Here is a 22,616-nt window from a genome sequence, read left to right as displayed (position 1 = left end):
CTTTCAGTTCTATCTATTATACTAGATTTTTACGATTTTATCAAAAGAAGGCTCCTCTGCCGGGATAGATTTTCCATAGGGTAACTTCTGTAGAAGACTCTAATACTCTTCGAAAATCTCTTCAAACCACGTCAGCTTTATCTACAACCTCAAAGCAGTGCTTTGAGCAACCTGCGGCTAGCTTCCTAGTTTGCTTTTTGATTTTCATTGAGTATAAGAGAAAATTTCTGCAGACAAATAGAAAAAGCCTTCAAAATCGGCTCTTAGCCAACTTTGAAGACCTAATACATCAGAAAGCTTATAGTTTAAAGGTTGCTACACCGAGGATAGAACGATTTAAGTTTCTAAGAATTTGAAGACTTTGCTCAAATTTCTTATAACGAGTCACTCCGTACTCTTCAACAAGAAGGACTGTATCTCTTTCTAAAAGAGATGGCACATCTTGTAAATCGACAAAATGAATTCCTTTTAAAGACTCTTGATTTTGTTTCAATTTATCTAGAATAGCTTTGTTTGAGCTAACGATAGTCAATTCTTGTCCAGCATTTTTGTATGATAGAATATCTGCTAGATTAGCAATTGTTGTAATCTCTGTTACAAAATCAATTTGATATTGAGAAAAATCACCTGCTCTATTGATTGTTGGATTAAAGAGATAAACTAATACATTTCCCATCACAACCAAAATCACACAAACTACTCCAATAACAGCTAGACGAAGAATCAGATTCTTGACGTTTAATCCAAGCGCTGTCTCACCATTTGCATTCAATTCTTTAGAGTTGATGGTTTCCAATTTTTCAATTTTCACATTTGCATAAGTGTGTTTAAATTTCTCAATCAATCCATCAATTTTTCGCTCTAACAAGTCGTTGGCATTTTTACTTGGTGTCAAAATTTTCACACCAACCCCTGCATCGTCAATCATATAGTAGACAGTCAGTTTTTTCCACCAATAGTCACTTGTAGAATTTTTCAAGGTTGTTTCTGTCGTATCTAATTCACTGGCAATTTTTTTCAACTCACTAGGCTCTACATCATTGAAAAGATAAGCTCCATTCAAATTCCCATCAATCAATTTCCCGTAGAAATCACTATAACCACCAATTTGATGATTCAAAATCGTTTTAGCTGAATCTTCTGGAGGGGTGATTTTATAGCTGATATAAGTTGAATAACTTGTTGTGTCTTTGACAGTATTTTTATTCTTAACTGCTTTAATTGTAAATGGTACAGCAATGAGAGCAAATAAAGCGATAAGAGCTAGAATATTTGCTTTTCGTTTTTTGTATAGATTTGCAAACAAATCAGCTACTGAATAATGTTCAAACATGATTTTTTTCTCCTTTGTTTAGTAGATACTGGTTTTCCTTTGTAAGCATTTTCGCTACAAATATAATCACAAGAACAATTCCCCAGAATTGCATTGTAAATAAATTGAAGAAACTTTCTGAAAAACTACTTCTTGGCATAAAGAATAGATTATTCAAGATAAGTAGGGACAAGGCAAATAGGATTGTTCTTGAACGATAGGCTACTTGCAGCATGGCTATGAATAACATACCTAGCAAGAGACTAAGTAGAAAGACTCCTATCATACCATAGTCGGTATACAACTCCATAATATAGCTACTTCCGATACCATGTCCTTTCAAGTATTCCTTGTTTAAGACAAGATAGGATAGATTGTGGGCATAACTATTACTATCAATAGCTAGTTCCACACTATTGGTTGTATGCTCAAAGGCTTTTCCTCCGAAAATAGCCCCTAAACTTCCCCTTGCAAAATAATCAATAACAGGACCAAAAGTAAAATTGCGTAAATCTCGGTAAGGGAGGCTACTGTTAAATAGAAAGCCTCGAGCCAAAACACCAAAACTGGTTCCTTGTTTATAGATAAAGTCAAGTAAGATATCCCAGAAACCTGTATGGGAAACTTGGACATTATCCCGTACATAATTGAGTATTCCCATCGCTAACATGAGAATAGGAGAACCTACAAAAATCGCTAACTTTTCTTTAAATCCAATCCATTTTCCCTTTTCTGTTTGCTCTCGCATAAAGTAATAAACGAAAGCAAATAGAATACTTAAAATAAAGGGATTGCGTGTCCCGATTGCCAAATGAATAGTATTAGCTGCAATAAAGGAGACAAGCACTGCTGTTGCCTGCAATTTCTTTGGCTTGGTTGCCAAATACATACACATTGCATAGACCGTAAATGTTGATAAGATATAGGTAAAATAAGGTAGTTTACTTTCAAAGTTTGCATAGTAGGCATAGTAGGAAGTCTGCAAGCGATACAGGAGCCGTTCAAATAACCGAATGAAATAGAAAGGATAGGTTAGAAGAAAAACTCCTAGCGATACAAAGCGCAACCGCTTGATGTAAACATCTTTTAGAGAACTTCCTATCTTGGGTACTTTTATTTGCTTTCTAGCTATAAAATAGCGAGCTAGGAGCCCCCCTGTGGTCAATCCCAATATCGAAACCATGACGACTATAAAGGCAAAACGATAGGCTATGGGATGATAGGTATCCAAAGCACCATCCCTAAAATAATCAATGGTCGGCCTTGATACCAGAAATACAAAAATAGTTAAAAAGAAAATAAAATGGATTAAGTAATACTTGATATCATTCCAACAAGCAATTAAGCTACTAACCAGTAAGAACAATAAAGTAGAAAGCAAGCTAACATTGTTATTATTAAACAGATACACAATTCCACTTACTAGCGTCAAGGCATAGCTGACTATGGTCAAACTAAATAATAATCGTTTCCCATCAATCACTTGCTCACCCCCGTTCTAATGTAATTTTTTAGATTTTTCAATATTTTTCAGTAATAAGAATCGGTATAAGGAAATATTTATGAATAGAGCCAAAGCACTAATTCTTCTCCCCTTACGGAAAATTGGATTCCTAGCAATAGCAAAGGCATGGCTTTTTAAAAAACGATGAATCTGGGAATAGGCTTCAAATTGTTTATACTGATCATCTAGCAACATCTTATCCAGAATAAAGAAATGAGCATAAGCCAATCTGAAAAAAGCAACATCTTTCAAGTCCGGATAGTTTTTCATAACTTCATTATAGAATTTTTGATAGATATCAATATAGGCTAAATCCTTCTCTGCATAAGGTTTAGTCGTAATACTATCCCCTCTATGGAAATAGTAATAATAGGGTTTGGTATTAACCACATACTTCTTGGCCAACTTGATCAAATCAAAATGATAATAAGCATCTTCATAAATCAATCCCTTTGGAAAGGATAGGGCAGTTGCAATCTCTCTCTTGATTAGCTTATTACAGATCGTTCCAGGTATTTTTTCACCTATGAGGTATTCCCTCAGAAATGTTTGAGAATCACAGACAAAATACTCATCCTGATTAGCTGACTGTGGGCTTTCATCATTAGCATAGACATTCATGACACCACAGCTCGAAACATCCGCATCTTCTTGAATTAATTGCTCATATAAACTCTGAATCATTTCCGGATGGATATAATCATCTGAGTCAATAAAAATCAGATAATCTCCATGAGCCTGCTTCATTCCATCGTTTCGCGCTTGTGACAAGCCTTCATTCTTTTTATGAAGCACTGACACCCTATCATCTTGTTCAGCGATTAAATCACACAAGCGACCACTTTCATCTGTTGCTCCATCATCGACAAGAATAATTTCCAGATTTTGATGGGTCTGCTTCTGAATGGAAGCTATCGATTTTTCTAGGTACTGCGCCACATTATAGACTGGCACAATGACACTAATTAATGCAGTTTCCATGCTACTCCTCTAATAGTTTTTCTACTTGTTCGATTTGTTTGGCAATTGTAAATTGTTGAATGAATTGGCTGGCTTCATTAACATCAAAGTTTGAAGCAGAAGTCATGTAGTTCATAATTGCCTGCGCTGCCTCTTGATTGCTCTCAATGATTTGTCCAAATCTTCCTTCTTGGGATAATTCCTCAGCCCCTCCAACATCCGTAGAGACAAAAGGGATTCCAAGGCTCAAAGATTCCACATAAACACCAGGAAAACCTTCTTGCTTAGACATAGACAAGAGAACTTTCATCTGAGATAAATACTGATAAGGATTTTTTTGATAACCAAGGAAATGTACATAGTCCTCAAGCCCATACTCTTTGACGCGTTTTTTCAGTTCCTCTTCCATATCCCCAGCCCCGATAAAATAGAGATGATAGTTTTTTCCCTCTTGGTGTAATAATCGTATCACTTCCACCACACGGTCAGAACCCTTATTTTCCTCAATCCGTCCGATAGTACAGATACTTTGAGGCGCAATCTCGATATCGATCTTCTCTTGAGATTTTTCTAGAATACTCTGAAAATCATATCCATTGTAAACTGTCCGTAATTTCGAAGCATAATCTGGATAGACTTCCTTGATAGAATTGCTGGTTTTTTTTGAAATTCCTACAATGGTATCCGCAGCATCCAACTGGCGTCTGTGTGATTCTCTTTTGGAGCTATCCTTAATAAATTCTTCGATACTTCCATGAATCCAAGAGATTTTCTTGACTTCTTTTCTTTTAGAGAACAAAAGTGGAGGATTCATAATGGTAAAGGAAACTTCAACATCATAGTCATCTTTCACCAGTAAACGACGTGTCAATCTTGGAAAATAAATTCTCATTCTCCACAAAAGAGCTCGAATCCATCTGGATTGGCGATAATCCTGAAGGGATTTTAAAATGCGTACATGCTTGGGAACAGATTCGTATCCCTTATCAAAATGTTCCATTTCAAGAATATCAATATCATACTTTTCTGAATCTAGATTTGAAACAATGGTAGATAGAATCTTCTCTGCGCCACCCCCGAGAGAAAAAGACCACATAAAAAATAATATTTTTTTCTTAGCCACCATATTCTCCCTTGTATTCTGTATAAGACTTATCCATATCAGCGATGACAGCATCATGATGTGGTAGCTGCTTATCTGCTGGTGGAGGTGTCATGTAGTCTCCAAAAGCAGTGCTTAGATAGGCATCATATCCAACTGGAATGGGCATCTCTGTCTCTTCAAATGGCAAGAAGAGATTATCTTCAAAAGATGCGATTTGGTACTTATTTCTCATGTAGCCAGGCCCTGAGCATAACTCCGTGATTCCATCGCTCTCAGCCAGACTGTACTTGGTCATTTCTTTTTCAGCTTTTTTCCAAATGCGATAACGGAGTGATTTTGGCGTCAAACCGAGTAAAATGCAACTTCCCCATTTCATAAGTGCGCCATGCTTTTCTGGAATAGTTTGCGCACAAAAGAGTGAATAAATCAGTGCCCAGCGAACCTGCTTCTTTCGCTCAGCTGGATTTTTCGGATAATAATCCAAAGGCAACACATCCAAGGCCAAACCATGTGGTAAATTCAAATCCTGCTGGTAAGGTTTGATACAGGTGGTTTCCTTGTCACGAATGGTAATAAAAAGATTACGATCGACAAAATCCTTGTTACTCTTTGACAAGAAATAACGCTCATCTGCATAACGAGGCCATATTTCTGCTAATTTCTCATAATCCTTACGAGGCATAAAAAAGTCTAGGTCGTCGTCCCAAGGAATAAACCCCTTGTTTCGAAGGGCACCAATAGCACCTCCTCCACAGAGATAACAAAGTAAATCATGTTCCTTGCAAAAGGCAACAAAATATTCAGCCATCTCCAGACTACGAGCCTGAATTGCTTTTAAATCAGTCATATTGTTCATTATTCTTTCTATCGTATCGTTCCATTATACCACAAATAAGGGATGAAAATCTATTGCAGACTGTAAAAAATCAAAGCCTGACTGCTATATACATAGCCTTCAAACTTTGATTTTTCTGTCTTAACTTATCTCATTCCCATTTGAGCGAGCTTGGTTTGATATTTATTTTGGTCTACTAAGAGTGCCTGTCCTCCATAGACATCATAGGCATCGACCCAATCACCTAGTTCTGGAACTGTTAATCTCTCAATGCCATTTTGTGCTCCATCTAGGAAGGATAAGCCATTGGTCAGTAGGAAACTATACGGAACATTCGTAGAGGTCATGCCAAAGACCTTACCAAGTGCTTCTGATCCAGTAAAGAGTTTGGTTGGATCCTTGAGTTGTTGCAGAACAGCTGTCAACACTTGCTGTTGTCTCTTTGTACGACCATAATCACCTTCGTCATCATCACGGAAGCGAGCATAATTTAGCAAGGTCGAACCGTTCATCTGCTGTTTCCCAACTTTGATAGTCTGGGTTGGTGACTCTGTTTCCGTAGCATGTAAATCATCTCCGACTGTAGCTTCGGTTAAAGGTTGACCTTCTAAGGTTGAGAATTTGGCATCAATCGTCACACCATCAGGAAATAGAGTGTCAATAGCGGTTGCGAAGGCCTGAAAATCTACCAAAGCGTAATATTTAATATCCAAATCAAAATTATCTTTCAATACTTGGCGAACCATTTCTGCCCCTTTTTGGCCTTCTTGTTCCCCTAGTTCATAGGCCACATTCAATTTATTATCGGATTGTTTTCTACCGTTAATGACTTGGCTATAACCGTCTATATAAACCAAATTATCACGCATGAAGCTGACCAGCTTAATTTTCTTATCTGAGCCACCAACATTTAGTACCATAATAGAATCCGTTCGCGTCTCAGCACTATTTTGGCCAATCCGTCCATCTGTTCCCATAATCAAGATATTAACCCCATCCTTGGTATCTTGACCATGAAAAACTTCTACTTGAGCTGCCTTAGCATTGGCAGGTTTGTTTGGATCCGCATTTGAATAACCTTTTAGGAACATAAAAATCATGCCAAAACCGACACAGGCTAGAAGGGCAAGCAATCCTGCAAAAATGCGCCCCCAACGAATCTTACGTTTTTTGGACTTAACCTTTGGAAGAGGATAACTTTTCTGATATTTTTTTGCACGACTACGGTTACCATAGGATGGAAGAGGAGACTGATTGACTGGTTCCATGAAAGACTCTTCCATATCGTGATTTTCATTATAAATTTCTGGAGAAGCTTTACTACTGCTAGCCATATTTAACTTACCTTGCAGGTAAGCAAACTCTTTTTTCTCTCGCTCATTGAGGTAATGAATGTTCTTAAAAAGATAGTCATAACGCAACTGCTCGTGATGGCTTAAGGGATTTTCTTTGCTCATCTTCTCTCCTTTCCATGGTCTGATATTGGATAAATAGGATAGGCACCCAGTACTTTATACTGGATTCCAATCGCTTCTAATTCTTTTTGGGCAAAGTGGACCAAGTCCTTATCGGCATAATCAACATCGATAATGAAAAAGTATTCACCCAGTGCTGTCTTGAGTGGTCGACTTTCAATTTTTGTCAGGTCAATTCCTCGCCAAGCAAAAGTCGACAGGGCCTTATAAAGTGCACCTGGAAGGTTGTCAGGTAAGGTCAAGGCCAAACTCATTTTCTCAGTTTGTGCTTGCAAGGGAATACTAGGCTTTTCAGCCCCCACAACCCAGAAACGTGTGAAATTGGCTTCCATTTCCTGAATATCCTCGGCAATCAGTTCCAAGCCATATTCTTCAGCAGAACTTCTAGGCGCAATTGCTGCAAAAGGCTGGTCTGGATGTTCGGAAATAAAACGGGCCGCATAAGCTGTACTAGCTGTTACCTCGATTTGGACCTCTGGATATTGTTCATCGATGAATTTCTTTCCTTGAGCCAAAGCCTGAGGATGAGAAAAAATCTTTTCAATCTTAGTATGACCTGGAACCACCATCAACTGCTGATGAATAGGCTGAACAATTTCTGCCACTGCTTGGATGCGAGCCTGATGAAAAAGGTAGTCCAAGGTTTCATGAACACTACCTTCGATAGAATTTTCAACTGGCACCACAGAATAGTCCACCAAGCCTTGCTCATAGGCCTTGATGACATCTGTAATATTGGCAAAGGCCTGCAATTCCTCATGAGGAAAAGCTGTCTGCACAACGTGGTGTGAAAATGATCCCTTGGGACCTAGATAAGCAATTTTCATCTCAGTTCCTCTATAATTTCCTCTGGGCTTAGCTTGGTCACATCTAAAATTCGACTAGCCACTTCCTCATACCAAGCCTGTCTTTCTTGGAAAATAGCTGCTAATTCTTCCTTGCTATTATTTAGAAAAAGCGGGCGCTGATTGTCCTTATCAGCTGCTATGCGTTGGTAGAGGGTTTCAAAATCAGCTTTTAGGTAGATATTATCAGAATTGGTCTTGAGTAAGTTGCGATTTCTCTGAGAAATAACCACTCCTCCACCAGTTGACACAACTTGATCTCTTTGTAGTAAATCAGCTAGGACTTCAGACTCTATCTGACGAAAGGATTCTTCTCCCTTTTCCGAGAAAAATTCCGCAATGGACATGCCTAAGCGCTTCTCTATCAGAGCATCCATATCGAGATAATCTGGATCCAATCCTCTTGCAATAGTCGATTTTCCAGCCCCCATAAAGCCTAATAACACCTTAGCCATGAATCAAGCTCTCCAAATCATCAAAGAAGCTAGGATAGCTGGTATTGATAGCTTCAGCACGGTCAAGCTCCACCTCTCCATCAGCAACCAAGAGGGCCGCGATAGCTGTCATCATGCCGATACGATGGTCTCCAAAAGTATTGACTCTAGCACCGTGAAGGGCTGATTTTCCTTTGATAATCATTCCATCTGCTGTAGGTGTGATATCCGCACCCATGCTATTTAAAGCGTCTGCCACAACCTGAATGCGGTCTGTTTCCTTGACCTTAAGTTCCTCAGCATCCTTGATAACTGTTACACCATGTGCTTGGGTAGCAAGAAGAGCAATAATGGGCAATTCATCAATCAAGCGTGGAATCAAAGCGCCACCAATCTCTGTTCCTTTCAAGTCAGAAGACTCAACAATCAAGGTAGCAGATTTAGCGACTGGGTCAATTTCAGTTATTTCTAGTTTTCCACCCATAGCACGAATGACATCGATGATACCTGTACGCGTTTCGTTAATACCAACATTCTTCAGCACTACACGAGAATTTGGAACAATCAAACCTGCGACCAACCAAAAGGCTGCACTGGAAATATCTCCTGGTACGACCACCTTCTGTCCTGTCAATTTTTGTGGCCCTTGGACTGTGATTTTCTTACCGTCCACACTTAAATGACCACCAAATTGTTGCAACATATCTTCAGTATGATTACGGGTGCACTCTTTTTCGATAATTACAGACTCCCCCTGGGCCTGCAAGGCTGCAAACATCAAGGCTGATTTGACTTGAGCAGAGGCAATTGGCAACTCATAATGAATAGGTCTTAGGTTTTTCGTCCCTTTTAAATGAAGGGGAGGAAGGTCTCGCTCAGTTTGTCCCGAAATGCTGACGCCCATTTTTTTCAGTGGAAGAGTCACACGGTCCATAGGTCGTTTGGAAAGACTGTCATCTCCAAACATTTCTACTTCAAAGTCTGCACCAGCAAGAACACCTGAAATCAGGCGAATCGAGGTGCCAGAATTTCCCATATCAAGGGCATTTTGTGGGACTTTAAAGCCATCCACGCCCACACCTTGAATGGTAATAATCCCATCTTTATCCTCAATCTCAACACCAAGGGCACGAAAGACTTGCATGGTCGAAAGGACGTCTTCGCCACGTAATATATCATAAACCTTGGTCTCACCCTCAGCCAAACTTCCAAAGATAATGGACCGATGGCTAATAGACTTGTCACCTGGAACTCGGATACTGCCGTGTAAGTGGCTAATGTTTGTTTTTAGTTTCATACTGGACCTCATACTTGCAATACTTTTACTTATTTTATCATAAAAAGCCAGAAATTCCTTAAAATTTCTGACTTTATGATAGTTCTTTTCTTATTTTAGCAATTCTGAAACTGGTTCAAAAACAATTTTTTCAATGTCAGAAAGGTAAATTGCCAATTGTTGTTGCTTGGTAAAGAATTCTGACAAGAGGCTGTTCCCCTGAATCTGCTTGCCAAAACCTTCCATCTTCGCTTGGAAGGAAGCGTCTGGCATTTGACCTGTCTGCGCTAATCTTTGAATTTCCTCTTGGAAGGCAACATATTCTGTAAAAATTTTGCTTGCCTCAGCATCTGCTGAAATAGCATCTTTAGCTGCTTTGACAGCCTTGTATTCTGGTAATTCGCGTAAACCGCGACTGAGTTCGTTTGCACTATCGTAAATATTTGACATGATTTTCTCCTTATTTGACAACGACTGTGTAGTCGGTGTTTTCTGTTATGAGGTGCTCGGCTCTTTCCAAGTCTTGAGCGTTTTTAAATGAAATTTGTAGAATCCCGTGAATATCCTCACGGTTTTCCTCGTTGATATGGATGTTAACCAAGGAAGTTCCACGTAGCAGTTCCAAAATCCTCAAGATGACATCTTCTTCATCGGGAACATCAACGTAGAGATCGTAAGAACTGTCTACACCGCCACGTTTATGGATTTCCATGGCCTGACGTTGCTCACGTGCCTGATTGAAAAAGTTCCAAATCTGCTCCTCATCTCCCTTGCTGATGGCTTGTCTAACCTCATCTAAGCGCTCCTTGAAATCCTCAATTCGATCCAGAATAGTTTCACGATTAGACAAGAGAATAGAAGTCCACATGCCCGGCTCGCTTTCCGCAATTCGGGTCATATCTCGAAAACCACCGGCCGCAAAGCGCCTTGCCATCTCATGTTCTTGAGCATAAACCGCAGTCTGCTCCATGAGACTAGAAGCCAGAATATGAGGAAAATGGCTAATCTGAGAAGTCACCCGATCATGCTCCTTGGCATCAATCTCGATAAAGCGAGCATGGAGACCTGAAAGCAGATCCTTCATTTCCTCAAGCGTATCAGGACTTGTCAGGCTCGAAGGTGTAAAGATATAATAGGCATTTTCAAAGAGATTGACATCCGCAGAAGCTGCTCCTGTCTTATGACTACCAGCCATGGGATGGGCCCCGACAAAGCGAACAGGCTTGCCAGCCAAATATTGCTCCGCCGCATCTACGATGGATGACTTGGTCGAACCGGCATCTGAAATAATCACACCTTCTTTCAAGTCCAAGTCGGCCAACTCCTTAATAAAGGAAATGGTTTGTTTGATTGGCAAACTGAGAATAATGATATCTGCCAAAGGAGCAAAACTAGCAAAATCATCCGTTGCACGGTCAATCATGCCTTCTTTCAAGGCAATATCTCTCGAAGCTTGACTGCGATTATAACCTAAAATTTCATAATCTGGATGATCGCGTTTGATACCAAGTGCCATCGAGGCACCGATCAAACCAAGACCTGCGATATAGACTGTTTTTGCCATAGGAACTCCTTAATAGTTCTTTGTATAGTCTCGGTGTTTGGCTACCGCTTCTTTTAATTCCTCTAGATTGTCTGATGAGAATTTTTCAAGGATTTCTTGTGCCAGAACCGTTGCCACAACGGCTTCCATGACCACACCGGCTGCTGGAAGAGCGGTCGGATCACTTCTCTCCACGGTTGCCTTATAAGGTTCGTGGGTTTCGATATCCACACTCATAAGAGGCTTATAAAGAGTAGGAATAGGTTTCATAACTCCACGAACAACGATCGGTTGCCCGTTGGTCATACCACCTTCAAAGCCGCCAAGATTGTTAGTACGGCGAATATAGCCGTCTTCTTTAGACCAGAGAATCTCATCCATAACTTGGCTACCTTTGCGGTAACCAGCTTCAAAGCCAAGACCAAATTCAACCCCTTTAAAGGCATTGATAGAGACAACTGCTTGGGCAAGTCTGGCATCCAATTTTCTGTCCCATTGGACATAGGAACCAAGACCAACTGGAACACCTCCGACAACTGTCTCGACAACCCCACCGATGGTATCTCCATCACGCTTGATTTGGTCAATATAGTCCTTGATTTCCTGTTCTCGTTCTTGGTTGACAATAGAAACTTCAGACTGGGCAGCTCTTTCCTTAATCTCAGCCACTGTCAGATTTTCAGGTACATCGATTTCCTTGCCACCAAAGACCACGACATGGTTGGCAATCTCCATATCCAATTCAGCCAAGAGGCGTTTGGCTACAGCCCCGACTGCCACTCGCATGGTGGTTTCACGAGCTGATGAACGTTCCAAAGAATTTCGCAAATCGTCAAAACGGTACTTGATGCCCCCTACCAAATCGGCATGTCCTGGACGTGGATGGGTGATTTTTCGTTTGCTTTTAAGGCGTTCTTCAATGTCCTCTGCAGACATGATATCCAACCATTTCTGGTGGTCCTTATTGATGACATCCATGGTAATGGGAGCTCCTGTCGTCTTCCCGTGGCGCACGCCCGAAGTAAAGACAACCTGGTCACTCTCAATCTTCATACGACCACCGCGGCCGTAGCCACCCTGACGGCGTTTAAGGTCTCCATTAATATCCTCAGCTGTCAAAGGTAGTCCAGCTGGAATTCCTTCAATAATAGCCGTCAGACGGGGACCGTGTGATTCTCCTGCAGTTAAATATCTCATACGTTCTCCTTATTTTACCAAGTAGTCTTTCATCTCTTCCAGAGAAACTGGGTGAATGGTTGCCGAACCAAGCTCTGGTACCAAGACCAACTTCAAGGTATTGCCACGCGCTTTCTTGTCATGAGTCAAAGCTTGATAAAGCTTATCTACATCCCAGTTTTCATAGTCAACAGGCAAACCAAACTTCTGACACATCTCTGTGATAGATTGGGTAATGCCAGCCGGCATGAGGCCTTTTTCCTCAGCAACCTTGGATATCTGCACCATTCCCATAGCCACAGCCTCTCCATGCATGACTTTACCATAGCCAGCAGTCGCTTCAATAGCATGACCAATAGTGTGGCCAAAATTGAGGTAAAGGCGAACACCATTGTCCAACTCATCCTCAACTACCATCTTGCGCTTGACCTGACAAGAATGTTCAATCAAGGTCTCTGCATGTTCCAGAATGCTCTCCACAGAACCATCCAGCTCTGCCAAGAGAGCCCACAGTTCTGGATCCTCAATCAAGCCGTACTTGATGACCTCTCCCATCCCTTCAATCAACTCTCTTTTTCCGAGCGTTTCAAGGACAAGCGGATCGATCAGAACCCCATCTGGTTGGGCAAAGGTCCCCACCATATTTTTAGCAAATGGAGTGTTGACACCTGTCTTTCCACCGATAGAAGAATCCACTTGGGCTGTCAAACTAGTCGGAATCTGAACAAAATGAATACCTCGCATATAGGTAGAGGCTACGAAACCAGCCAGGTCCCCAACGACACCACCACCAAGAGCCACGATTCCATCGCTACGAGTCAGACCTTGCTTGACTAAAAATTCATAGACTTTCTGGACAGTGGTTAAATTCTTTCTTTCTTCCCCTTCTAAAAAGTCAAAAACTGCTACCTGAAAACCAGCATCTTCTAGGCTGAGCTTGACCTTCTCCGCATAGAGAGAGGCTACATGGTTGTCTGTTATGATAACCACTTTTTGTGGTTGCCAGAGTTCTCGCAACCATTGACCAGCCTGAGCCAGACAACCTTTTTCAATCTGAATATCATAAGGATGATGAGGAATATCGATTCTGATTTTCATAGGAGAATCTCCCTTTCTTTATTGGTATTTTTCTGTTAAAGACTGCCAAATTTCTTCTGTCGGCATTTCCTTGCCTGTCCACAGTTGAAAAGCTTCTGCAGCTTGATAGAGCAACATTCCCAGACCGTTGACCGCTGGATTGCCCTGCCTTCTGGCCCATTTCAAAAATGGTGTTTCAAAGGGTTGGTAAATGATATCTGCTACTAAAAGAGTTTCTGGTAAGACTATGCTTTCAGGAACTGGAGAGGATTGACCATCCATCCCTACACTAGTTGCATTGACCAGTAAATCCGACTCAGCAATCCTTGCTTGCAGTTCAGGAACATCTTCTAAAGCAGACAGGTCCACCTTAAAACCTGTCTGCTCCTGTAACTTGTCTAGGTATGGTCTTGTTTTTTCCATGGAAACTGAACGAACAAAGACTGAAATCTGACTGACACCATCCAAAATAGCCTGTGCCAAGATTGATTTAGCCGCACCACCTGCACCAAGCAGGGTCATCTTTTTACCTGAAATTGTAAAAGAAGGCAAGCTCTTAAAAAATCCCTTGCCATCTGTATTATATCCAATTAAATTGCCATTCTCATTGACAACCGTATTAACCGCACCAATCAAGCGCGCTTCATCGCTCAGCTCATCCAAATAAGAAATCACTTGCTCCTTATAGGGCATAGAAAGGTTAATTCCAAACATCTGGTAGCGACGAATATTAGCCACTGTGACTTCCAATTCAGCCGCTTCAATCTCCCAAGCCACGTAAGCACCATTGGTAGCTGTCGCCTCAAAGGCACTATTGTGGATAAAGGGGGAAATAGAATGCTTAATAGGATTGGCAACAACGGCAGCTAAACGTGTATAGCCATCAAGCTTCATCCAAAATCTCCCGAATTTTTTTCATGTTAGCTAGGGAAATCTGACCTGGGGCACTGGCCTCATCTAGACTAGCAAATGACCAGCTCGAACCCGTCACATCCGCAGTGATACGAGAGACCTTACCCACCTTGCCCATAGAAATAGTTACATATTCCTGCTCAGGATTGAGGGTTTTAAAACCTCGTGTATAGTTCATCAAGTCTAAGACATCCTGCTCCGTGTGAGCCATCACCGCAACCTTAACAAGTTTTGGATTTAAACTCGTCAACTCTGACAAAATTTCCATCATGTTCTCAGGTGTTTCTTGGAAATTATGGTAACTCAAAACGAGATTTGGGAAGTCCAGCATTTCCTCAAAAACATCCTTGTAGCTATAGTACTCAAAATCAATATAGTCTGGTTGATAGAGTTGCGCCACTTCCTTGATTAGATGGATATATTCTTCTGGAGAAAGGTCGATTTCTCCCCCTTCAGAACGAGTTCGTAGCGTGAAAACCAACTCACGACCTGCGAATTTTTCAAAAATCGCTGGAGCCACCTGCAAAATCGCTTCCTTAGGCAGATAGTCGGCACGCCATTCAATGATGTCGGCATCCAGGTACCTCGTGGCATCCAGAGCCTGGGCCTCCTCTAAACTTCTTGGCATTACTGAAACGATTAATTTCATTTACTAACCTTCATACTAATCACCTTGAGGTAATTACTACTTTCATCTTTTTTATTATAGGCGAAATCTGCTGGAAGACCGTATTTGTTTAAAATCTGGTAACTTCTTCCTGCAAAGCCTTTATCAATTTGTTCTATAAATTTCTGGCGGGAAACATTGGCAGCATTGGTACTGGCAATGATAATCCCTTCCGGATTTAAAATCTCAAGACTCTGGGATATCAACTTGTGATAATCCTTAGCCACAGAAAATGTTTGTTTTTTGTTCCGAGCAAAGCTAGGCGGATCTAGGACAATCACATCATAGGTCAAGCCTTTTCGCTTGGCATACTTGAAATACTCAAAGACATCCATGACTATAAAACGATGGTCGTCTGTGCTGATTGCATTTGCCTGAAAATGCGCTTGAGACAATTCTCGTGAACGTTTAGCTAGGTCAACCGAAGTAGTCTGGCTTGCTCCTCCCATGGCCGCAGCTACTGAAAAGGCTGCTGTGTAGGAAAACATATTGAGCAAGGATTTGCCCATAGCCAATCCATCCACTAGACTACCACGAACCTCGTGCTGGTCTAGGAAAATCCCTGTCATCAAACCATCGTTCATAAAGACTTGATACAAGACACCATTTTCTAAAACAGTGAAAAAGTCAGGTGCTTCTTGACCATAAACATGGGCAGATTCATAGTCCAAACCCTTAAAGCGTATCTTCTCATAGGCCCCTAACACCTCAGGAAAAACCTGTCTAAAAGCTTCTGAGATAACCTTGCGAATCTGATAAACATAAGAGTTATACCAAGAAAAGACAGCATAGTCGCCATAAAGGTCCACTGTCATACCACCAAAGCCATCTCCCTCTTGGTTGAAGAGACGAAAGGCAGTTGTCAATTCGTCTTGATAGTAGGCTTTTCTCTTTTCTTTAGCTTGTCTAAACAGTGCTTCAAAGAAAGCTTGATTGAAGGTCACCTTGTCTGTGCTAACAAACCAGCCCAAGCCCTTGTTTTGCTGAGAAAGGTAGGCAGTACCAAGAAAGTTTCCATCTTGACTATGAACTTCTACTTCCTGATCCTTGAGATGAACATCTGCAAGATCACTGGCTTCTAGTAAAACTAGTCCCTTTGAAAGCTTTTTTTCAACCCTTTTGCTGACTCTTATTTTATTCATAGTCCCTATTATAGCAAATTTTGTGACAATTCTCAAAAAAGAAACTACCCTTGCTTTTTTACTCTAGTTTTAAAAAATGGTATACTAATACTAATAAAAACTTAGGAAGTAATTGTGTGAGAATCAATTTTAACAAAATCCAAAAAGCCATCGGTACCAGACTGGGTTTTGTCCTAACCCTTTTAATCCTCTATTGGCTCAAAACCTTATTAGCCTATACCGTTGACTTCAATTTAGATATTCAAGTAGGCAAATTGCAGGGAAATTACCTTGCCTTTATCGCCTTTTTCAATCCCATTCCTTTGGGACTCCTCCTGCTGGCTCTAGCCCTCTATGCTCGATCAACCAAGGCCTTTTACAGTCTTAGTATAGCTATTTACTGCCTTTTATTCATTTGGCTCTATTCTAATATTTTTTACTATCGAGAATTTAGTGACTTTATCACGGCCAATACCATGAAAGTGGTCAGCAAGGTGTCTGTTGGTACTGCCGAACTAGAGTTACTGCGCTTTTGGGATTTCATCTATTTTATGGATTTCCCATTGCTGGCTTATCTTCTCTATAAGAAGCTCATCCAGCTGGATAGGAGACCTTTCAAATTCCGCTCCAGTGTTGCCATCACTGCTCTCTCAGCCCTGCTCTTTTCTGCTAATCTTTTCTTGGCTGAAATCGAACGTCCCGATCTCCTATCGCGAGGATTTTCTAATTATTATATTGTTCGTGCCCTTAGTTTGCCAGCCTTTTTGGGCTATAGTGCCAACCAATCCTACAGCGCCAACAAAGAACGTGCCAAGGCTTCTGAGACCGACCTTCAACCTATCACAGACTATATTCAAGAACATTCTGCTAAGCCCAATCCAGACTATTTTGGCCTTGCCAAAGGAAAAAATGTTATTTATCTCCACTTAGAGAGTTTTCAGCAGTTCCTACTTGACTATAAACTCAACGTAGATGGAACTGAGCATGAAGTCACTCCCTTCCTTAATTCCCTCTACCATTCGCAAGCAACCCTAGCCTTTTCGAATATCTTTAACCAAGTCAAGGCTGGTAAGACCTCAGATGCGGAAACCATGCTGGAGACTGGTTTGTTTGGACTTGACCAAGGTTCCTTTATGGTCAACTATGGAGGTACCAATACCCAGCAGGCTGCGCCTTTTATCCTATCAAAAAATGGCTACCAATCAAGTGCAGTCTTTCATGGTAACATTGGGACCTTCTGGAACCGAAATACGACCTATAAACAATGGGGTTACCAATGCTTCTTTGATGCTTCCTATTTTACCAAGCAAGACAGTAGCAACTCTTTCCAATATGGTTTAAATGATAAAATCATGATGAAAGATTCTATCCAATATCTAGAGCACTTGCAGCAGCCTTTTTATGCCAAGTATATCACGGTGTCCAATCACTATCCCTATGCTAGCAATCTAACAGGCGATGAGCTTGGTTTCCCACTGGCTAAAACCAAAGATGAAACCATCAATGGCTACTTCCAAACAGCTAACTATCTAGATAGTGCTATCAAGGCCTTCTTTGACTATCTCAAAGAAAGTGGCCTCTATGAAAAATCCATCATCGTCATCTACGGAGACCATTATGGAATTTCCAACTCCCGAAATCCTGATCTGGCACCCTTGATTGGAAAGACTTCTGAGAACTGGTCGAATTACGACAATGCCATGTTGCAACGAGTGCCTTTTATGGTGGTCATGCCTGGCTATGAAAAGGGACAAATCATCAATACCTACGGTGGACAAATCGATATCTTACCGACTCTCGAACACCTCCTTGGTATTGAGTCCAACTCCTTCCTTCAAGTCGGCCAAGACCTCCTATCACCAGACCACCAAGAAATCGTTGCCTTTCGAACTGCTAATTCCTTCGTCACACCCAAATATACTAGCTACGACGGACGAACCTACTATACTGAAAGCGGTCTTGAAATCAGTAATCTTGATGAACAAGCTCAGACTGAACTAGAAATCGTTCGGCAGGCAGCCAGCCAACAGCTAAAAATCAGCGACCAGATTCAAACTGGCGATTTGATACGTTTCTACCAAGCAGATCATCTTGGAAAAGTTGATACAGAAAGTATTTCTTACCTCAATTCTTTACCAATTCTTCAAAAGATTGAGCAGGAAAAAGGTAGTCAATCAACCAGTCTCTTTAGCCAACGACAAGGTAAGACCAGTACTGACCTTTTCAAGGCACCAAGTTACCAAGAACTCCATCCAGAGTCGGCAGAAACCGAATCAAAATCACAATAAAAAATGCTCTTCCGTCTTGGAGGAGCATTTCTTTTTAAAAATTTATCAAGCAAGCGACCAACTAGCTCATCTTTTTTCTACTTCTGCTAATATGCGTGACAGGTAGTAATGATAGCTAAATATAGCAAGACCAAGTAAGAGGATAAGAGCTCCTACTCCCAAGCTGATGGCAAGGATAGTAGATAGAGACCGAACCAAGAATATGCTCACAAGGGCTGAAATCGACAAGATACCACAATAAATTAAGAGTAAAACAATTTTGACTATACCATTTGAACGATTCACTAGGTCAGTAATACTACTCCAATTGGTTGACAGATTCTTCACATCCTTAAAATAATGGTGACAAGAAAGGATGACACTGGCAAGGGTCCAGACTACAAGAAGGTAAATCATCGAAAGGATGGGCAAGCCTAGATATAGAGAAAAACCAAGTAAAGTCAGAATTGGTAAAAAGGACTGGACAGCAAATATAATCCAAAATTTCACTTTCACATAACGAGCAAAGTCAAAGGGTAAACTCTTAAGAAACTCAACATTTTCCCTCTCCAAGGACAAGGCAATTGAATGCAGGCTGGTAATATTGTTATTGACAACTGCTATAAAGAGAGCTATAAAAAACAAGGGTAACCAGTATGGAGGATGAATGTCTGGAACTATCTGAGAATCTCGGATGTTGGAAATCAGACCGATCATCATGAGATAAGGAAGGAAAGCACTTGTAAAAAGCACTGTAATCACGCCAGTCCCCTGTCCCAAAAGGGTGAGGTGGTAGCGTAAAACCATACGGAAAAAGCCCTTTTTAGTAGTTGAAAGCCCCTCCTTACTGCGACGTTCTTTCTTGACCTTCTCCTCACTGTTAAGAAGAATCACGTCATAAAAATGAGGAAAAACCTTCTTTTGGGTCAGGTAAAGCAAGAAAACAGTTAAAGCTATCCAAGCGAGTAGACCCAGTATGGCTTCTATCGAAAAAGGCTCCACTGCTATTTTGTAAAAGATATGAATAGGATAAAGAAGAGGTGGAATTTCTTTAGTCTGATCACCTATACCTCTAGAAGTCGACTGTAGAAAGAAGACAAATATTAAAGGTGTGAGAACTCCTATCCCAATCATCACATTCGAAAAAATAGACTGATACTTTCTAAAAAGCGCAGTTTGAGCCAAGAAATGCACTGCCACTACCATCACTAGAGCCACAGAAACAAATAATAGAGCCAAGGACAGTAGCATCAAAGGCAAGCCCAGCCAAAGAGAAGGTGCTAGCCTAATGTAGAGGACTAGAAAATAAGCTAGGATTGGTACAATTCCAGGCAGAGCTGGCAAGAGGACAGACAGTCCTTTAGCAATTATAATCTCTGATTCTTTAAAGGCATAAGGCCTATACGATACCAAGTCCTTACTCTCATAAAAGACATTGTAAAAGGCAGTTAAAGAAGTTGAAAAGGCAATCACTAGTAAAATAGCAACCATAAAACTAAAATAAACAGGCATTTCATCAAAAGGAAAATGATTGGCTATATTTATAAACATGATGAGCATCAAGAGACTGGAAAAAATGTAAGAACCTAGGACTCTAGCGGAAACATTTACTTTTTTCCCAGGATTTTTAGCTTGCTTCTTTCGTAGGTTAGCCAGATTAGCTTCTTGAGATGAATAGAGGATATTGATATCCACTAATTTTTTAATGACCTTGAGACGCATCTGAAACCTCCTCTTTTCTACCAGCAAGGCTAAGGTAAATACTTTCCAAAGACTGGTCTGGATGGTCTTTTCTCAAGTCCTCTACGCTACCACAATAAATCAAATGCCCTTTTTTCAAAATGGCAATCCGATCACAGACTTGCTCGGCCACCTCTAGAACATGGGTTGAAAACAAGACCGTCTTGCCTTTTTGTGCATGTTCCTTCATCATTTGCTTCAAATCAAAGGCAGCCTGGGGATCTAAACCAGTCAAGGGTTCGTCCAAGACCCAAATATCAGGATCAGACAAGAGTGCCCCGATGACAAAGACTTTCTGACGCATTCCGTGAGAAAAAGTTTCAATGACCTGATAGCGGTTTTCAGCAAAATCAAAAATTTTCAATAGCCTAGCTAGACTAGCTTCCAAGTCAGAGCTAGTCAGATCATAGGATGAAGCAATCAATTCCCAAAATTCATTGGCTGTTAAGCGTAAAAATAAGTCAGGCGAGTCTGCTACGTAGCCAATTTTTCGTTTAATAGCTAAACGATTTTCCGATAAATCCTGACCATCTACCAAAATACGACCACTGCTGGGTGAAATAATACTAACTAAGGATTTTATAGTGGTTGATTTTCCAGCCCCATTATGGCCAATCAAGCCCATAATCTCCCCATTTTCAATCTGCAGATTGAGATTGCTCAAGGCCTCTTTATCACCATACAACTTACTAACATTTTGAAATTCAATCATGAGAAATCTCCTCTCTTTATCTATGTAATTTACTATAATTATAGCGCTTTCATTTTAAAAATCAACATTTTATATAAAATAGTCAAAAACTTATTATTCAGTTTTACGCAAACGTTTGAGCTAACCGATACTTTATGATAGAATAAAGAACAAGATTGACAAGTAAGAGGAAACATCATGCAAAATCAAACACTCATGCAATACTTTGAATGGTATCTGCCCCATGACGGCCAGCACTGGACGCGTCTGGCTGAAGATGCTCCACACCTAGCTGATCTCGGTATCAGCCATGTCTGGATGCCACCAGCCTTCAAGGCTACCAATGAAAAAGATGTCGGCTATGGGGTCTATGACTTATTCGACTTAGGAGAGTTTAATCAAAAAGGTACTGTCCGCACCAAGTATGGTTTTAAAGAAGACTATCTTCAAGCCATTCAAGCTCTAAAAGAACAGGGAATTCAACCTATGGCCGATGTGGTGCTCAATCACAAGGCTGCTGCTGATCACATGGAAGCCTTTCAGGTTATTGAAGTAGATCCTGTAGACCGTACAGTTGAACTTGGGGAACCCTTCACCATCAATGGCTGGACTAGCTTTACCTTCGATGGTCGCCAAGATACCTACAATGACTTCCACTGGCACTGGTACCACTTCACCGGTACAGACTATGATGCCAAACGTCGCAAGTCTGGGATTTATCTGATTCAAGGAGACAACAAGGGGTGGGCAAATGAGGAATTGGTCGATAATGAAAACGGTAACTATGACTACCTCATGTATGCCGACCTAGACTTTAAACATCCTGAAGTCATCCAAAATATCTATGACTGGGCTGACTGGTTCATGGAAACGACTGGTGTAGCTGGTTTCCGCTTGGATGCCGTTAAACACATTGACTCTTTCTTCATGAGCAATTTTATCCGTGATATGAAGGAAAAATACGGTGAGGATTTCTATGTTTTTGGTGAATTCTGGAATCCTGACAAGGAAGCCAATCTGGACTATCTTGAAAAAACGGAAGAACGATTCGACCTTGTTGATGTTCGTCTCCACCAGAATCTCTTTGAAGCCAGTCAAGCTGGCGCAAACTATGACCTTCGTGGTATTTTCACAGATAGCTTGGTTGTCGACAAACCTTACAAGGCTGTAACCTTTGTCGACAACCACGATACCCAACGTGGTCAGGCTCTTGAGTCTACTGTTGAAGAATGGTTCAAACCAGCAGCCTATGCCCTCATTCTATTACGCCAAGACGGCCTTCCATGTGTCTTTTACGGAGACTACTATGGTATTTCAGGGCAGTATGCTCAGCAAGATTTCAAAGAAGTCCTTGACCGCCTCCTAGCTATCCGAAAAGATTTGGCTTATGGAGAACAAAATGACTACTTTGATGATCCTAACTGTATTGGTTGGGTACGCTCAGGTGCTGAAAATCAATCCCCAATCGCAGTCTTGATTTCAAATGACCAAGAAAACAGCAAATCAATGTTTGTCGGCCAAGAATGGGCTAACCAAACCTTTGTAGATTTACTTGAAAACCACCTAGGTCAAGTTACAATTGATGAGGAAGGTTATGGACAATTTCCAGTCTCAACTGCTTCGGTAAGTGTCTGGGCAGCCAATACAATCTAATTGCCAATGATTATCAAGCCAGG

At 40.9% G+C, this 22,616-nt stretch carries 20 protein-coding genes; 2 read left to right on the top strand and 18 right to left on the bottom strand.

The annotated features are described in order from the left end of the window. Positions 1-298 precede the first annotated feature (298 nt). From ACLNCV_RS06450 to ACLNCV_RS06375, 16 genes are all read right to left on the bottom strand, one after another. On the bottom strand, positions 299-1,333 hold the full coding sequence (locus ACLNCV_RS06450) for a prephenate dehydratase (protein ID WP_261056077.1): 1,035 nt from the start codon (positions 1,331-1,333) through the stop codon (positions 299-301). After that, complete coding sequence (locus ACLNCV_RS06445) at positions 1,326-2,795, bottom strand: O-antigen polysaccharide polymerase Wzy family protein (protein WP_033684924.1); 1,470 nt, start codon at positions 2,793-2,795, stop codon at positions 1,326-1,328. The genes ACLNCV_RS06450 and ACLNCV_RS06445 overlap by 8 nt, the downstream gene beginning before the upstream one ends. A 15-nt stretch (positions 2,796-2,810) precedes the next feature. Further along, a complete protein-coding gene (locus ACLNCV_RS06440; protein ID WP_261126395.1) occupies positions 2,811-3,797 on the bottom strand; it encodes a glycosyltransferase in 987 nt (328 codons plus the stop codon). 1 nt (position 3,798) lies between these two features. Continuing rightward, positions 3,799-4,902 (bottom strand): glycosyltransferase, encoded by a 1,104-nt coding sequence (locus tag ACLNCV_RS06435; protein WP_261126394.1) that lies wholly within the window; start codon positions 4,900-4,902, stop codon positions 3,799-3,801. Continuing rightward, the gene (locus ACLNCV_RS06430; protein WP_261015250.1) at positions 4,892-5,737 is read right to left on the bottom strand and encodes a LicD family protein; all 846 of its coding nucleotides are present in this window, start codon (positions 5,735-5,737) and stop codon (positions 4,892-4,894) included. Before ACLNCV_RS06430 ends, ACLNCV_RS06435 begins: the two co-directional genes overlap by 11 nt. Before the next feature lie 125 nt (positions 5,738-5,862). Continuing rightward, positions 5,863-7,173 (bottom strand): LCP family protein, encoded by a 1,311-nt coding sequence (locus tag ACLNCV_RS06425; RefSeq protein WP_261028914.1) that lies wholly within the window; start codon positions 7,171-7,173, stop codon positions 5,863-5,865. Next, the gene (gene pheA, locus ACLNCV_RS06420; protein ID WP_084925798.1) at positions 7,170-8,018 is read right to left on the bottom strand and encodes a prephenate dehydratase; all 849 of its coding nucleotides are present in this window, start codon (positions 8,016-8,018) and stop codon (positions 7,170-7,172) included. Before pheA ends, ACLNCV_RS06425 begins: the two co-directional genes overlap by 4 nt. After that, positions 8,015-8,491, bottom strand: a complete 477-nt coding sequence (locus tag ACLNCV_RS06415) for a shikimate kinase (RefSeq protein WP_084925799.1) — start codon at positions 8,489-8,491, stop codon at positions 8,015-8,017. Before ACLNCV_RS06415 ends, pheA begins: the two co-directional genes overlap by 4 nt. Further along, positions 8,484-9,767, bottom strand: a complete 1,284-nt coding sequence (gene aroA, locus ACLNCV_RS06410; protein ID WP_060628569.1) for a 3-phosphoshikimate 1-carboxyvinyltransferase — start codon at positions 9,765-9,767, stop codon at positions 8,484-8,486. The genes ACLNCV_RS06415 and aroA overlap by 8 nt, the downstream gene beginning before the upstream one ends. 90 nt (positions 9,768-9,857) lie before the next feature. Continuing rightward, positions 9,858-10,196 carry a YlbF/YmcA family competence regulator gene (locus ACLNCV_RS06405; protein WP_000065980.1) on the bottom strand — a complete coding sequence of 113 codons (339 nt, stop codon included), beginning with the start codon at positions 10,194-10,196 and terminating at the stop codon, positions 9,858-9,860. A 10-nt stretch (positions 10,197-10,206) separates the two neighbouring features. Next, complete coding sequence (locus ACLNCV_RS06400) at positions 10,207-11,310, bottom strand: prephenate dehydrogenase (protein ID WP_261126386.1); 1,104 nt, start codon at positions 11,308-11,310, stop codon at positions 10,207-10,209. Positions 11,311-11,319: 9 nt separating this feature from the next. Beyond that, a complete protein-coding gene (aroC, locus tag ACLNCV_RS06395) occupies positions 11,320-12,486 on the bottom strand; it encodes a chorismate synthase (protein WP_261121275.1) in 1,167 nt (388 codons plus the stop codon). A 9-nt stretch (positions 12,487-12,495) separates the two neighbouring features. Further along, on the bottom strand, positions 12,496-13,563 hold the full coding sequence (aroB, locus tag ACLNCV_RS06390) for a 3-dehydroquinate synthase (RefSeq protein WP_049542903.1): 1,068 nt from the start codon (positions 13,561-13,563) through the stop codon (positions 12,496-12,498). Between the two features lie 18 nt (positions 13,564-13,581). Next, positions 13,582-14,436, bottom strand: a complete 855-nt coding sequence (locus ACLNCV_RS06385; protein ID WP_261126383.1) for a shikimate dehydrogenase — start codon at positions 14,434-14,436, stop codon at positions 13,582-13,584. Continuing rightward, the gene (gene aroD, locus ACLNCV_RS06380; RefSeq protein WP_000767765.1) at positions 14,426-15,103 is read right to left on the bottom strand and encodes a type I 3-dehydroquinate dehydratase; all 678 of its coding nucleotides are present in this window, start codon (positions 15,101-15,103) and stop codon (positions 14,426-14,428) included. The genes ACLNCV_RS06385 and aroD overlap by 11 nt, the downstream gene beginning before the upstream one ends. Next, positions 15,100-16,263, bottom strand: a complete 1,164-nt coding sequence (locus ACLNCV_RS06375) for a class I SAM-dependent rRNA methyltransferase (RefSeq protein WP_084950323.1) — start codon at positions 16,261-16,263, stop codon at positions 15,100-15,102. The genes aroD and ACLNCV_RS06375 overlap by 4 nt, the downstream gene beginning before the upstream one ends. A gap of 116 nt (positions 16,264-16,379) precedes the next feature. On the opposite strand from ACLNCV_RS06375, the gene ACLNCV_RS06370 reads away from it, so the two are divergent. Beyond that, positions 16,380-18,530, top strand: a complete 2,151-nt coding sequence (locus ACLNCV_RS06370; RefSeq protein WP_261056749.1) for an LTA synthase family protein — start codon at positions 16,380-16,382, stop codon at positions 18,528-18,530. Positions 18,531-18,596: 66 nt separating this feature from the next. On the opposite strand, the gene ACLNCV_RS06365 is transcribed toward ACLNCV_RS06370, so the two are convergent. Then, positions 18,597-20,231, bottom strand: a complete 1,635-nt coding sequence (locus tag ACLNCV_RS06365) for a hypothetical protein (RefSeq protein ID WP_261126380.1) — start codon at positions 20,229-20,231, stop codon at positions 18,597-18,599. Continuing rightward, positions 20,212-20,961 carry an ABC transporter ATP-binding protein gene (locus ACLNCV_RS06360; protein ID WP_033684913.1) on the bottom strand — a complete coding sequence of 250 codons (750 nt, stop codon included), beginning with the start codon at positions 20,959-20,961 and terminating at the stop codon, positions 20,212-20,214. The genes ACLNCV_RS06365 and ACLNCV_RS06360 overlap by 20 nt, the downstream gene beginning before the upstream one ends. 177 nt (positions 20,962-21,138) lie before the next feature. Between ACLNCV_RS06360 and ACLNCV_RS06355 the strand changes: the two genes are divergently transcribed. Then, positions 21,139-22,593 (top strand): alpha-amylase, encoded by a 1,455-nt coding sequence (locus tag ACLNCV_RS06355; protein ID WP_033684912.1) that lies wholly within the window; start codon positions 21,139-21,141, stop codon positions 22,591-22,593. The last annotated feature ends 23 nt before the right edge of the window (positions 22,594-22,616 follow it).

Source organism: Streptococcus sp. CL5.50 (assembly GCF_049738015.1).
GTDB classification, from domain to species: domain Bacteria; phylum Bacillota; class Bacilli; order Lactobacillales; family Streptococcaceae; genus Streptococcus; species Streptococcus mitis_CA.
This window is presented reverse-complemented; position numbering and strand designations above follow the sequence as displayed.